The 13,989-nt window shown below is 63.7% G+C and carries 9 protein-coding genes; 2 read left to right on the top strand and 7 right to left on the bottom strand.

What is annotated here, in order from left to right:
* The first annotated feature begins 379 nt into the window (after positions 1-379).
* Positions 380-3,388, top strand: coding sequence for a DNA polymerase I (polA, locus tag XB14_RS17630; RefSeq protein WP_077962840.1), 3,009 nt, complete (start codon positions 380-382; stop codon positions 3,386-3,388).
* 237 nt (positions 3,389-3,625) lie between these two features.
* Complete coding sequence (gene purU, locus XB14_RS17625) at positions 3,626-4,480, top strand: formyltetrahydrofolate deformylase (RefSeq protein WP_077962839.1); 855 nt, start codon at positions 3,626-3,628, stop codon at positions 4,478-4,480.
* Positions 4,481-4,541: 61 nt separating this feature from the next.
* On the opposite strand, the gene XB14_RS17620 is transcribed toward purU, so the two are convergent.
* The 7 genes from XB14_RS17620 to XB14_RS17590 all read right to left on the bottom strand — a co-directional run bounded on the left by XB14_RS17620 (position 4,542) and on the right by XB14_RS17590 (position 13,745).
* Positions 4,542-5,186: a TetR family transcriptional regulator gene (locus XB14_RS17620; RefSeq protein WP_077962838.1), complete on the bottom strand. Its 645-nt coding sequence runs from the start codon at positions 5,184-5,186 to the stop codon at positions 4,542-4,544.
* 51 nt (positions 5,187-5,237) lie between these two features.
* Positions 5,238-8,378 carry an efflux RND transporter permease subunit gene (locus XB14_RS17615; RefSeq protein ID WP_077962837.1) on the bottom strand — a complete coding sequence of 1,047 codons (3,141 nt, stop codon included), beginning with the start codon at positions 8,376-8,378 and terminating at the stop codon, positions 5,238-5,240.
* Between the two features lie 9 nt (positions 8,379-8,387).
* A complete protein-coding gene (locus XB14_RS17610; RefSeq protein ID WP_077962836.1) occupies positions 8,388-9,611 on the bottom strand; it encodes an efflux RND transporter periplasmic adaptor subunit in 1,224 nt (407 codons plus the stop codon).
* A gap of 256 nt (positions 9,612-9,867) precedes the next feature.
* Positions 9,868-10,869 (bottom strand): ABC transporter ATP-binding protein, encoded by a 1,002-nt coding sequence (locus XB14_RS17605; RefSeq protein WP_077962835.1) that lies wholly within the window; start codon positions 10,867-10,869, stop codon positions 9,868-9,870.
* A gap of 13 nt (positions 10,870-10,882) precedes the next feature.
* Positions 10,883-11,947 carry a Gfo/Idh/MocA family protein gene (locus XB14_RS17600; RefSeq protein ID WP_077962834.1) on the bottom strand — a complete coding sequence of 355 codons (1,065 nt, stop codon included), beginning with the start codon at positions 11,945-11,947 and terminating at the stop codon, positions 10,883-10,885.
* Positions 11,944-12,783 (bottom strand): carbohydrate ABC transporter permease, encoded by an 840-nt coding sequence (locus tag XB14_RS17595; RefSeq protein WP_077962833.1) that lies wholly within the window; start codon positions 12,781-12,783, stop codon positions 11,944-11,946. The genes XB14_RS17600 and XB14_RS17595 overlap by 4 nt, the downstream gene beginning before the upstream one ends.
* 11 nt (positions 12,784-12,794) lie before the next feature.
* Positions 12,795-13,745 carry a carbohydrate ABC transporter permease gene (locus XB14_RS17590; protein WP_034804869.1) on the bottom strand — a complete coding sequence of 317 codons (951 nt, stop codon included), beginning with the start codon at positions 13,743-13,745 and terminating at the stop codon, positions 12,795-12,797.
* Positions 13,746-13,989 lie beyond the last annotated feature (244 nt).

The following is a 13,989-nucleotide window of genomic DNA, read 5'->3' as shown; positions in this document are numbered from 1 at the left end:
GCTGCGCCGTGACGGTCTTTCGAAAACGGGACAAAGGCCCGGAGAGGGGGATAAGGCCTTTGTCCTCATCTGGTGCGGGCGGGGGACAGGCCAATCACCAGAAGACGGCATCACTCGGTGCCGTTGACTAAGATTTGAGGAGTCAAATGTGGCTTTTCAAGGATAGTAGGGCCGAATCGGACATTACAAATACGTAACGTTTGCGTGAAGCCGAATACCCGCTGGCGAAGCGTACGGGCGTTCGATCGCAAGGCGAAATCGAACCCCGTTCCCGCAATCCGCGGTGGCGACCGCGGGCGATGCCAACAGGTGGAGAATGTAGTGTCTGGCGGGAAAACCGCAATGGACCTTTGGCTTGCCCCGCGCTATCCATTTGCCCATGAAAAACGGTGATCATCTCTTCCTCGTCGACGGCTCCGGATTCATCTTCCGGGCGTTCCACGCCATCCCGCCGCTCAACCGCAAGTCCGATGGCCTCCCGGTCAACGCGGTCTCGGGTTTCTGCAACATGCTGTGGAAGCTGCTCACCGATGCGCGCGACACGTCCGTCGGGGTCACGCCGACGCATTTCGCCGTCATCTTCGACTATTCCTCGAAGACCTTCCGCAACGCGCTCTATGACCAGTACAAGGCCAACCGCACGGCGCCGCCGGAAGATTTGATCCCGCAGTTCGGCCTCATCCGCCACGCGACCCGCGCCTTCAACCTGCCCTGCATCGAGAAGGAAGGTTATGAGGCCGACGACCTGATCGCCACCTATGCAAGGCTCGCCGAGGCGGCCGGCGCCGGCGTCACCATCGTTTCGTCCGACAAGGACCTGATGCAGCTCGTCACCCCGAATGTGTCGATGTACGACAGCATGAAGGACAAGCAAATCTCGATCCCCGAAGTGATCGAGAAATGGGGCGTGCCGCCGGAAAAGATGATCGACCTGCAGGCGATGACCGGCGATTCCACCGACAACGTCCCCGGCATTCCCGGCATCGGTCCGAAGACGGCGGCGCAGCTGCTCGAAGAATATGGCGATCTCGAAACGCTGCTTTCCCGCGCCGGCGAGATCAAGCAGGCCAAGCGCCGCGAAAACATCATCGCCAATGCCGATCTCGCGCGCCTGTCGCGCCAGCTTGTCGAGCTCAAGACCGACACGCCGCTCGACGTTCCGCTGGAAGAGCTGAGCCTTGACCCACAGGACGGGCCGAAGCTGATCGCGTTCCTGAAGGCGATGGAATTCACCACGCTGACGCGCCGTGTGGCGGCCGCGACCGGCACCGACGCTGACGCCGTCGAGGCTGCCTCCGTTCCGGTGGAATGGGGTGCGGATGCGCGCGGCCCCGATCTCGACAAGGGAGACGCGGCGGGGGCCGTCAGCGAAGGCTCGTCTGCTGCGGCCGTGAGCCGCGGCGAGGCCGCGGAGGCCGCCGCTGTCCTGTCCCGTGCCGGAGAAGCCGATGCAACGGACGCCACGCCGCAGGCGCTGGCAGCGGCCCGCGCCGAGGTGTTCGCCAAGGCCCCGTTCGATCACAGCGCCTATGTCACGATCCGCGACATAGCCACGCTCGACCGGTGGATATCCGCTGCGCGCGACGCGGGCGTCGTCGGCTTCGACACGGAAACGACGTCGCTCGATGCCATGCAGGCCGATCTCGTCGGCTTCTCCCTGGCAATCGCCGACCACAAGGCGAACCCGACCGGCACCGTCATCCGGGCAGCCTATGTGCCTCTGATCCACAAGACCGGCGTCGGCGATCTCCTCGGCGGCGGCCCTGCCGAAAACCAGATCCCGGTCGGGGAAGCCTTGAGCCGCTTGAAGCGGCTGCTGGAGGACCCCTCGGTCCTCAAGGTCGCCCAGAACCTGAAATACGACTACCTCGTGATGAAGCGGCACGGCATCACCGTCGAAAGCTTCGACGACACGATGCTGATGTCCTACGTGGTCGATGCCGGCAACGGCACGCACGGCATGGACTCGCTCTCCGAGCGCTGGCTGAACCACAAGCCGATCCCCTACAAGGACATTACAGGCTCCGGCAAATCATCGGTCACCTTCGACTTCGTCGATATCGACCGGGCGACGGCCTATGCGGCCGAGGATGCGGACGTCACGCTGAGGCTTTGGCACATCCTGAAGGCGCGGCTTGCCGCCAAGGGCCTCACCCGCGTCTACGAGCGGCTGGAGCGGCCGCTGGTCGCCGTGCTCGCGCGCATGGAAGACCGCGGCATCACCATCGACCGCCAGATCCTGTCGCGGCTTTCGGGCGAGCTGGCGCAAGGTGCTGCCGGGCTCGAAGACGAGATCTACAAGCTCGCCGGCGAGACCTTCACCATCGGCTCGCCGAAGCAGCTCGGCGATATCCTGTTCGGCAAGATGGGCTTTGCCGGCGGTTCGAAGACCAAGACCGGGCAATGGTCGACCTCTGCGCAGGTGCTTGAGGACCTCGCCGCCGAAGGCCACGAACTGCCGCGCAAGATCGTCGACTGGCGGCAGCTGACCAAGCTCAAGTCCACCTATACCGATGCGCTCCCGGGTTTCGTTCATCCGGAGACCAAGCGCGTGCACACGTCCTACGCGCTCGCCGCCACCACCACCGGGCGCCTGTCGTCCTCCGACCCGAACCTGCAGAACATTCCGGTGCGCACCGCCGAAGGCCGCAAGATCCGCACCGCCTTCATCGCAGCGCCCGGCCACAAGCTGGTCTCGGCCGACTACAGCCAGATCGAGCTGCGTGTGCTTGCCCACGTCGCCGACATTCCGCAGCTTCGCCAGGCCTTTGCCGATGGCGTCGACATTCACGCAATGACGGCGTCGGAAATGTTCGGCGTTCCGGTTGAAGGCATGCCGGGCGAAATCCGCCGCCGCGCCAAGGCGATCAACTTCGGCATCATCTACGGCATCTCGGCCTTCGGCCTTGCCAACCAGCTGTCGATCGAGCGCTCCGAAGCCAGCGACTACATCAAGCGCTACTTCGAGCGTTTCCCTGGCATTCGCGACTACATGGAAGGCACCAAGGCCTACGCCCGCGAGCACGGCTACGTCGAGACCATCTTCGGACGCCGCGCGCATTACCCGGATATCCGCTCGTCGATCCCGTCGCACCGTGCCTTCAACGAACGCGCCGCGATCAACGCGCCGATCCAGGGCTCGGCCGCCGACATCATTCGCCGCGCCATGGTCAAGATGGAGCCGGCGCTGGCCGAGGCGAAGCTCTCGGCCCGCATGCTCCTGCAGGTCCATGACGAATTGATCTTCGAGGTCGAGGACGCCGAGGTCGAAAAGACCATCCCGGTCGTCGTCTCGGTGATGGAGAACGCCGCCATGCCGGCGCTCGACATGAGGGTGCCGCTGAAGGTCGATGCGCGCGCGGCCACCAACTGGGACGAGGCACACTGATCTAGCCGGTGCACACCGGGTTTTTGATGGAAACCTCTCAGAAAACCTCAAGAGTCATATGCGACGAATCTTGCAGCGCCCGGGGGCATTGAATGCCCCCGGGCGCCTTTCCATCAGGATGATAGAAAGCGTCAGCCGGCGCAGCCGGAACGATTGCCGGCGCGGTCAACTCCTCATAGGCAGCGGTTGGGAAGGGGCTTGAAGCCTCGTCCGGAACGGCTGCAATCGGAGGAGATCATGGCGCCGAAGACCTTCATTCTTGTCCTGTCCTGCGACGACAAACCCGGCATTGTCGCCGCGGTTACCACGGAGCTTGCCGCCCTTGGCGCCAACATCGCCGAGAGCAACCAGTTCTGGGACATCAGGACCAACAGCTTCTTCATGCGCATCGCCTTCCAGGTTCAGGCGGGCGTTGAGACCGGGGATATCGAGCGGGCGCTGCGCCCGGCCGTCGAGCGCTTCCAGATGCGGACCACGCTTTCGGACGCCACGGTCAAGCCGAAGATCCTGGTCCTCGTCTCCAGGTTCGATCACGCGCTGCTGCACCTCATCTACCAGATCCGCGTGGGCTGGCTGAACGCGGAAGTCGTCGCCATTGTCTCCAACCACGAGGACAGCCGGCGCACGGCCGAGGCCGAAGGGCTCGCCTATCACTGTTGGCCGGTATCGAAGGAGAACAAGGCCGAGCAGGAGGAAAGGTTGTTGCGGCTGGTCCAGGAGACCGGCGCCGATCTCGTCATCCTCGCCCGCTACATGCAGGTCTTTTCGGACAATCTGTCGAAGCGCCTCTACGGCAAGGCGATCAACATCCACCATTCGTTCCTGCCGAGCTTCAAGGGCGCCAAGCCCTATCACCAGGCGCATGAGCGCGGCGTGAAGCTGATCGGCGCGACGGCGCACTACGTCACGCCGGACCTCGACGAAGGTCCGATCATCGAGCAGGAAACCGAACGCGTCAGCCATGCGCTGACGGCGGAAGATTTCGTCGCCACCGGCCGCGACATCGAGAGCCGGGTGTTGGCGCGCGCCGTCAAGCTGCACCTGGAGCGGCGCGTCATGCTCAACGGCCACAAGACGGTGGTGTTCAGCTAATCGGCCAGGCGTTTTCGAAAGGGGATTGAGCCGGTGTCCGCAGCGGCGCCGGCCAAGGCTGCTAAGGCCGTGCCCCAACCGCGGTCGCGGTGACGGCCGGCGCGCGGAAGCTGGCAAACAGCCGGCTCAGGCCCTCGCGTCCCTCGGCGGTCAGGTCGAAGCGGCGGCCGAACAGCAGCCATTCCGTACAGAGCCCCAGCATCATCCAGTGCAGCGTTCTGGTCGCCGAGGCCGGGGTCCAGGTCTCGTGCATCTGCCCTTTGGCAAGCGCGCGGGAAAAAGCGAGTTCCAACAGGACGTTGTGGCGCTCGTCGAGTTCCTTCTGGCGGGCGAGCACCTCGCTCATGTCGCCGTCGTAGTTGGTGCGCAGCATGATCGTGAGAATGCGCTGGCGCTGTTCGTCCGCGGCGAGAACATCCAGCCAGTCGCCCATGGCGCCTTCGAGGATGGAAAGGGTATCGGCGGCTTCCGCTTCGATCTCGCGGGCGACCATGTCTTCCTGCGGCAGAGGCACGGCATCGTGCAGCGCGAGGAACAGGTCGGTCTTGTTGGCAAAGTGCCAGTAGATGGCACCGCGCGTCACGCCGGCGGCCTTGGCGATTTCTTCGAGCGTCGTATTGGAGACGCCCTTTTCGTAGAAGACGCGCTCGGCGGCGCACAGGATCTTCTGACGGGTTGCTTCTGCATCGGCCTTTGTTCGGCGCATTCGTTCCTCCTCATGCGACGGCCCGCCAGAGGCGGGCCGTCCAGTCTTGTTTTACTCGGCGGGTGTCGGGTTTTCTGCGGCTGTCGGTGTGCTTTCCACCTTCTTGCGGCTGAAGAGCTTCGTGACGAACACGAAGAACACCGGAACGAAGAAGATGGCGAGCACCGTTGCCGAGATCATGCCGCCCATGACGCCCGTGCCGATGGCACGCTGGCTGCCGGAGCTGGCACCCGTGGCGATCGCCAGCGGCAGAACGCCGAGCGTGAAGGCGAGCGACGTCATCAGGATCGGCCGGAAGCGCAAGTGTGCCGCCTCCAGCGTCGCGTCGATCAGCGACTTGCCCTGCTCGCGCAGTTCCTTGGCGAACTCGATGATCAGGATCGCGTTCTTCGCCGAGAGGCCGATGATCGCGATCAGGCCCACCTTGAAGTACACGTCGTTCGGCATGTCGCGCATCATCACGGCGAGCACCGAACCGATGACGCCGAGCGGAACGACCATGATGACCGCGACCGGAATCGACCAGCTCTCATAGAGGGCTGCAAGGCACAGGAACACCAGAAGGCACGACAGCGCGATCAGGAGAGGCGCCTGGGTGCCGGACTGGATTTCCTGCAGCGACTGGCCGGTCCATTCGTAACCGAAGCCTGCAGGCAACTGGCCCGCCAGCCGTTGCATCTCGACGATCGCGTCACCCGAGGAGTAGCCGTGGGCGGCTTCGCCGCTGATACGGACCGACGGATAGCCGTTGTAGCCGATCGTCTGGGTCGACGCCTTGACCCATTCCACCGTCGCGAAGGCCGACAATGGCACCATGCCGCCATTGGCGTTGCGGACGTTGAGGTTCAACAGGTCGGCGGTCTGCATGCGCTGACCCTCGTCCGCCTGCACCGTCACGCGCTGCATGCGGCCGGCATTGGGGAAGTCGTTGACGTAGGACGAGCCGAGGTTGGTCGAGATCGTCGAGTTGATGTCGGCGAACGTGACACCAAAGGTGTTGGCCTTCTCGCGGTCGATGGTGACGCTGACCTGGGCCGCATCCGGCATGCCCTCGAAGCGGACGCCGGAGAGCACCTTGCTCTCAGCCGCCATGCCGAGAAGCTGGTCGCGGGCCTGCGACAGCGCCGCCTGACCGAGACCGCCGCGGTCCTGCAGGCGGAACGAGAAGCCGCCCGTGGTGCCGAGGCCCTGGATCGCCGGCGGCGACAGCGCGAAGCTGATCGCATCCTTGATCTGGCTCATCGCCATCGTCGCCCGCATGGCGATCGACTGTGCGGCATTGTCGGCGTCACGTTCCTTCCAGTCCTTCAGCGTCACGAAGGCGAGCGCTGCGTTCTGGCCGGTACCGAAGAAGGAGAAGCCGTTGATCGTGATAATGCGTTCGACAGCCGGCTCCTGGCCGAAGATCTTCTCGGCCTGTTCCACCACTTCGGTCGTGCGGTTGCCGGTCGCTTCCGACGGCAGCTGCATCATGACGATCACGAAGCCCTGGTCTTCGTCCGGAAGGAACGATGACGGCAGCTTCATGAACAGCCAGCCGAGACCGGCGAGCACGGCGACATAGACGATCATGTAGCGGCCGGTCCGGTGGACCAGGCGCTTCACGATGCCGCTATAGCCGTGCGACGTCTTGTCGAACGAGCGGTTGAACCAGCCGAAGAAGCCGCGCTTGGCGTGGTGGTGGCCCTTCGGCACCTGCTTCAGGAAGCTCGCGCAAAGCGCCGGTGTCAGCGACAACGCGAGAAGTGCGGAGAACAGGATCGAGACGACCATCGTCAGCGAGAACTGGCGATAGATCACGCCGACGGCGCCCGGGAAGAAGGCCATCGGAATGAACACCGAGGCGAGAACCAGCGTGATGCCGATGACGGCGCCAGTGATCTGCTTCATCGCCTTGCGGGTCGCTTCCTTCGGCGTTGCCCCTTCCTCGGACATGATGCGTTCGACGTTTTCGACGACGATGATCGCGTCGTCGACGAGAATGCCGATCGCCAGCACCATGCCGAACATCGTCAGAACGTTGATCGAGAAGCCCATCGCCAGCATGACGGCGCAGGTGCCGAGCAGGGCGACCGGCACGACGAGCGTCGGGATGATGGTGTAGCGGATGTTCTGCAGGAACAGGAACATCACGATGAACACCAGCGCGACCGCCTCGACCAGCGTCGAAAGGACCTTCTCGATCGAGACGGCGACGAAGGGCGAGGTGTCGTAGGGAACCGAATATTCGAGGCCCTGCGGGAAGAACTTCGCCAGTTCGTCCATGCGTTCCTTGATGGCGGCCGAGGTCGACATGGCGTTGCCGCTCGGCGAGAGCTGGACGGCGATAGCCGCCGACGGCTTGCCGTTCAGACGCGTCGAGAAGGCATAGCTTTCGCCGCCGATCTCGATGCGGGCAACGTCGCGCAGCCGGACTGAGGAACCGTCCGGGTTGGCGCGAAGCACGATCGCACCGAACTCCTCGGCGCTCTCGAGCTGGCCCTTGACGACGACGGGCGCGCTGACCTGCTGCGTGATCGGGTTCGGCTGCGCGCCGATCGAACCGGAGGCGATCTGGGCGTTCTGCGCCTGGATCGCGTTGGTCACATCGGCGGCGGTCAGGTTCAGACCCAGCATCTTGTCCGGATCGAGCCAGACTCGCATCGAGCGTTCGGTCGCAAACAGCTGCGCACGGCCGACGCCGGGCACGCGCTGGATTTCGCTCAAGACGTTGCGGCTCAGATAGTCGCCGAGGCCGATGGCGTCCATCGAGCCGTCGGTCGAGGTGAGCGCCACGATCATCAGGAAGCCGGAGCCGGCTTCATCGACCTGAACGCCCTGGCGCTTGACCGAATCGGGCAGGCGCGGTTCGACGCGGCGAACGCGGTTCTGGATGTCGACGGCCGCCTGTCCCGGATCGGTGCCGGGCGCAAAGGTGGCGCTGATTTCGACTGAACCGGAAGCACTCGACGTCGATTCGAAATAGAGCAGGCCTTCGACGCCGTTCAGCTCGTCTTCGATCAGTCGGGTGACGCTCTGATAGGTATCCTGCGACGAGGCGCCGGGGTAGCTCGTGTTGATGGAGATCTGCGGCGGCGCGACGTCAGGATATTGCGATACCGGCAGAAGCGGGATCGCAATGACGCCGGCGACCATGATGAAGATCGCCACCACCCAGGCAAAAATAGGCCTGTCGATGAAAAAACTAGGCATCAATCAAACTCACTTTGTAGCTTCGGCAGGCTTTTCGTCGGCAGCGGCCGTCGTCTGCGCCGCTTCGGCAGTCGGCTTGGCATCCGGGTTCCAGTCGGTCGGTTCGACCGGAGCACCGGGGCCGATCTTCTGGAAGCCTTCGACGATGACCTTCTCGCCGGCCTTGAGGCCGGAGGTCACCTGCCAGCGGGTGCCGATCGTGCGGCCGAGCGTCACGTTACGGAACTCGACCTTGTTGTCGGCGCCGACGACGTAGACCTGCGACTGGCCGGCATTGTTGCGCTGGACGGCCTGCTGCGGAACGGTGATCGCGTCCTTCTCGACGCCTTGCTGCACCAGCACGCGGACATACATGCCCGGAAGCAGGTCGTTTTCGGGGTTCGGGAACTCGCCGCGCAGCGTCACCTGGCCGGTGGTCGCGTCGACGGCGGCTTCGGAGAACAGGAGCTTGCCCTTGTGCTCGTAGGCCGTGCCGTCATCGAGCATGAGCTGAACTTCGGCCTCTTCGCCGTCGCCGTTCATCATCTGGCCGTCCTCGAGCGCCTTGCGCAGGCGGATGAGGTCGGTCGCCGACTGGGTGAAGTCGGCATAGAGCGGGTCGAGCTGCTGGATCGTCGCGAGATTCTCCGAGCTGTTGGTGCTGACGAGCGCGCCTTCGGTGATCAGTGCACGGCCGATGCGGCCGCTGATCGGTGCCGTCACGTCGGCATATTGCAGGTCGAGCTTGGCTGCCGCGAGGCCGGCCTCGGCGATCGCGACATCGGCGTCGGCGGTCGCAAGCAGCGCAGCCGCATCTTCCAGCTGCTGCGCGGCGACGACATTCGCCTTCTTCAGCTGTTCCTGGCGGTCGGCCTTCTGCTGAGCCTGGACGCGAATGGACTGGGCACGCCTGAGCGTTGCCTCCGCCTTTTCGACCTGCACGCGGAACGGCGCGGGATCGATGCGGTAGAGCACGTCACCGGCATTGACCTTGGAGCCCTGCTGGAAGACGCGCTCGATCACGATGCCGGAGACGCGCGGACGAACCTCGGCGACCCGGGTCGCGGCGATGCGGCCGGGCAGCTCGTTGGTGATCGGCAGGGTTTCGGTCTTGGTCGTGAAGACCGCGACGGCGGACGGCGGGAATGCGGCAGCGCCCTGTTGTGCTTCCTCTTTCTGGCAGCCGGAAAGAAGAATCACAGTTGCCAAGGCGGCGGCCAGTGTTGGTCGGTTCATGCGCATAGCGATGTCCATATTCGGTGACCGCAGGCGACAGGTGCATCTCGCAAGGTGCCCGTGCGGTCCGGAAGTGAAGGGGAGCGGAACCGGTATCAGGTTCGGCAAATACCGGAAAGCTAATATACAAACACAAATGTATGTTAATTTGCCTTGCAGCGCAACAGCGTGATGCGGCGCACCGAATCAAAAAATAATTCAGCCGCCACAGGGGGTTAGCCCCGTGGCGGCTGGTTTTCACGTAGCTGTGATGAGGCCTGGGCCTCAAAACGGATCAGGCGAGAACGCGGTCGTCGTCGCCGAAACGGTGCATGCTGCCGACCGTCGGCGTCGCATAGACGATGTCGTCCGGCGCGTAGCGATGTTCGCCGAAGAGGCGGACGGTGATGGTGCCGGCCTGCTCGGAATCGATGTAGACGATGGTGTCGGCGCCGAGGTGCTCGACATGCACCACCTTGCCCTTCCAGTCGCCGCTTTCGCGCGACAGCGCCATGTGCTCGGGGCGGATGCCGATCGTCTTGGCGCTGGTGTCACCGAGCCGCGCACCCTCGATGAAGTTCATCTGCGGCGAGCCGATGAAGCCGGCGACGAAGACGTTGGCCGGGCGATTGTAGAGATCCATCGGCGAACCGATCTGCTCGATCTGGCCGGCGTTGAGCACGACGATCTTGTCGGCGAGCGTCATCGCCTCCACCTGGTCGTGGGTCACGTAGATCATCGTCGCCTTCAGGCTGCGGTGCAGACGGGCGATCTCGAGCCGGGTGTTGACGCGCAGCGCCGCGTCGAGGTTGGAAAGCGGCTCGTCGAACAGGAAGAGTTTCGGTTCGCGCACGATCGCGCGGCCGATCGCCACGCGCTGGCGCTGGCCGCCCGAAAGCTCGGCCGGACGGCGGGCAAGGTAGGGGTCGAGCGACAGCATGCTTGCCGCCTTGCCGACCTTGTCTTCGATCTCGGCTTTCGGTTTGCCGGCCTGCTTCAGGCCAAGGCCCATATTGTCCTTCACCGTCAGGTGCGGGTAGAGCGCATAGGACTGGAACACCATGGCGATGCCGCGCTTGGCGGGCGCCACATGGCCGACTTCCGTGCCGTCGATCTGCACGCTGCCGGAGGTCGCGTCCTCGAGGCCGGCGATGGTGCGCAGCAAGGTCGACTTGCCGCAGCCGGACGGGCCGACGAAGATGACGAATTCGCCGTCCTTCACCTCGAGGTCGATGCCTTTCAGCACCTCATGGCTGCCGTAGGCCTTGCGGATGGATTTGAGTTGAAGCGATCCCACCTGGTTGCCCCCTTTAAAGTTTGACTGGTCTGCCGGTGCGCACGCTTTCGTCTGCCGCAAGGCAGATGCGTAGCGACTGGACGGCGTCGTTCATGTGACGGTCGAGGTCGATGTCTTCGCGAACGGCCTTCAGCACATAGGCCTGCTCGCGGTCGCAGAGTTCCTGGTGGCCGGGTTCGCCGTCCATCTTCAGGTCCTCGTCGGCCTTGAGGAAGCGGCCGTCCGGGCCGGTTTCGGCACTGTGCAGACGGATGACAGCGGTCTTGGTGTGCATGTCGATGTCGTCGGACTTGGCGTTCTGGTCCATGACGATCGACACCGATCCCTTCGGCGACATCACGTCCTTTACGAAGAAGGCGGTTTCCGAGATCATCGGGCCCCAACCGGCTTCGTACCAGCCGGTGGAGCCATCCTCGAAGATCACCTGCAGGTGGCCGTAGTTGTACATATCAGGCGCGATCTCGTCGGAGAGGCGCAGACCCATGCCGCGCACCTCGACCGGCTTGGCGTCGGTGATCTGGCACATGACGTCGACATAGTGCACGCCGCAATCGACGATCGGCGACGTCGTCTTCATCAGCGACTTGTGCGTCTCCCAGGTCGGCCCGCTCGACTGCTGGTTCAGGTTCATGCGGAAGACATAGGGACCGCCGAGCTTGCGCGCTTCGGCGATCAGCCGGATCCACGAGGGGTGATGGCGCAGGATGTAGCCGATCACCAGCTTGCGGCCGTGTTTCTTCGCAGCCGCAACGACGCGCTCGGCGTCGGCGACCGTGGTTGCGAGCGGCTTCTCGACGAAGACGTCGGCGCCGGCTTCAAACGCCATCACGGCAAAGTCGGCATGGCTGTCCGAATAGGTGCAGATCGAGCAGAGCTCGGGCTTCAGCTCGGCAAGGGCCGTCTTGAAGTCCGGATGGATCGTGTAGCCGCGGAGCTCCTCCGGCAGCGGCACCTTCGAGCGGTTGACGAGGCCGACGATCTCGAAGCCGGGATTGTTGTGATAGGCGAGCGCGTGGCTGCGCCCCATGTTGCCGAGTCCCGCGACGAGGACCCGGACCGGTTTGCTGCTTGCACTCACTTGACTGCTCCTGCCGTGATGCCGCGGATCAGTTGCCGCGAGAAGATGACGTAGAGGACGAGAACCGGAAGGATGGCGAGCGACAGGGCCGCAAGCACCGCGTTCCAGTTGGTGACGAACTGACCGATGAAGATCTGCGAGCCGAGGGTCACGGTCTTCGTCGCCTCCGCCGGCGCCAGGATCAGCGGGAACCAGAGGTCGTTCCAGATCGGGATCATCGTGAACACCGCGACCGTCGCCATCGCCGGCCGGACGAGCGGCAGAACCAGGCGGAAGAAGATCGAGTATTCCGACAGGCCGTCGATGCGCCCGGCGTTCTTCAAGTCATCCGAGACCGTGCGCATGAACTCCGAGAGAATGAAGATCGCGAGCGGCAACCCTTGCGCGGTGTAGACGAGGATCAGCGCCGTCAGCGTGTTGACCAGGTTGGCAGCGACCATGCCCTGGAGAATGGCGACGGTGCCGAGACGGATCGGGATCATGATGCCGATCGCGAGATAGAGGCCCATGACGGTGTTGCCGCGGAAACGGTATTCCGACAGCGCGAAGGCGGCCATCGCCCCGAAGAGCAGCACCAGCGCGATCGAGACGATCGTGACGATGAAGCTGTTCTGGAAATAGGTGGCGAAGTCGCCCTGGCCGAGGACCGTTTCATAGCCGATCAGGCTGAAGGTTTGCGGCGTCGGGATCGTCAGCGGCGCCCTGAAGATCGCGTTGCGATCCTTGAACGAGTTGATGATCGTCAGGAACACCGGGAACAGCGACACGAGCGTGTAGGCGATGAGCGCTGCATGCACGAAGCCGGTGCGGAGAAATGAATCGCGTGCTTTCGACATCTCCGGTCTCCTCAGAACTGGTAGCGGCGCATGCGGCGCTGGATGACGAAGAGGTAGAGCGAAACGCCGGCGAGGATGATGAGGAACATCACCGTCGCGATCGTCGCGCCCATCGAGCGGTCGCCGAGCTGCAGCTGGAAACCGAAGAAGGTGCGGTAGAGCAGTGTGCCGAGAATGTCGGTCGAGCCGTCGGGACCGGCAAGTGCACCCTGCACCGTGTAGACCAGGTCGAAGGCGTTGAAGTTGCCGACGAAGGTCAGGATCGAGATGATGCCGATGGCCGGCAGGATCAGCGGCAGCTTGATCTTCCAGAACTGGCTCCAGCCGGTGACGCCGTCGCATTCGGCAGCCTCGATCACCTCATCCGGAATGTTGAGCAGGGCGGCATAGATCAGCATCATCGGGATGCCGACATATTGCCAGACCGAGATCAGCGATACGGTGATGAGCGCCGAGCCTGGCTTGCCGAGCCAGGGGGCAAACAGCGACTTCAGGCCGACGAGGTCGAGCATCCCGGGTGCCACGCCCCAGATCGGCGACAGGATCAGCTTCCAGATGAAGCCGACGATCACGAAGGAGAGCAGCGTCGGCAGGAAGATCGCCGTGCGGTAAAAGGTGACGAAGCGTAGCTTCGGGATCGACAACATGGCGGCGAGCGCAACGCCGATCGGGTTCTGCACGCACATGTGGATGATGAAGAAGATGACGTTGTTCTTCAGCGCGTTCCAGAAGTCGTGCGCCCAGCGCTCTTCGCCGAACAGCGTCTGGAAATTCGCAAGGCCGACAAAGGTCGACTGGCCGTCGACCGTGTTGAACAGCGAAAGCCTGAGCGTCTCGATCAACGGCAGGATCATCACCGCCGAATAGACCAGGAAGGCCGGCAGCAGGAAGACGAGGATGTGCCAGCGTTTCGGCCGCCTTGCGGTCGGCTGTCCCTCTTGCACTGAAAGAGCGTCACTCATGGATCCATCCGTTTCTAGAAGACCGGTCCCCAGACAATCATGATGCGCACCGGCGCCACGCGGCCGGTCGCGCCGCATGCCGTCTGCCCCTGTATCGAGGGCTCATGACGAAGGTTAAGTCTATCGCGTTCTTTTGCAAACGACTGCGTCGGTGGCCTCCCACTGTGGGAGGCCGGTGACGCTTCGGCTGGGGGAGTGCCTTATCCGGCATGTCGCCCCGCCCGGTCCCTACCGCATCCTCGAG

Source organism: Ensifer adhaerens (assembly GCF_002007205.1).
GTDB lineage: Bacteria > Pseudomonadota > Alphaproteobacteria > Rhizobiales > Rhizobiaceae > Ensifer > Ensifer adhaerens_D.
This window is presented reverse-complemented; position numbering and strand designations above follow the sequence as displayed.

Bases quoted from the DNA above. Each gene is read 5' to 3' on its own strand.
- polA (WP_077962840.1), top strand. From the start codon at position 380: ATGAAAAACGGTGATCATCTCTTCCTCGTCGACGGCTCCGGATTCATC.
- purU (WP_077962839.1), top strand. From the start codon at position 3,626: ATGGCGCCGAAGACCTTCATTCTTGTCCTGTCCTGCGACGACAAACCC.
- XB14_RS17620 (WP_077962838.1), bottom strand. From the start codon at position 5,186: ATGCGCCGAACAAAGGCCGATGCAGAAGCAACCCGTCAGAAGATCCTG.
- XB14_RS17615 (WP_077962837.1), bottom strand. From the start codon at position 8,378: ATGCCTAGTTTTTTCATCGACAGGCCTATTTTTGCCTGGGTGGTGGCG.
- XB14_RS17610 (WP_077962836.1), bottom strand. From the start codon at position 9,611: ATGGACATCGCTATGCGCATGAACCGACCAACACTGGCCGCCGCCTTG.
- XB14_RS17595 (WP_077962833.1), bottom strand. From the start codon at position 12,783: ATGTCGAAAGCACGCGATTCATTTCTCCGCACCGGCTTCGTGCATGCA.
- XB14_RS17590 (WP_034804869.1), bottom strand. From the start codon at position 13,745: ATGAGTGACGCTCTTTCAGTGCAAGAGGGACAGCCGACCGCAAGGCGG.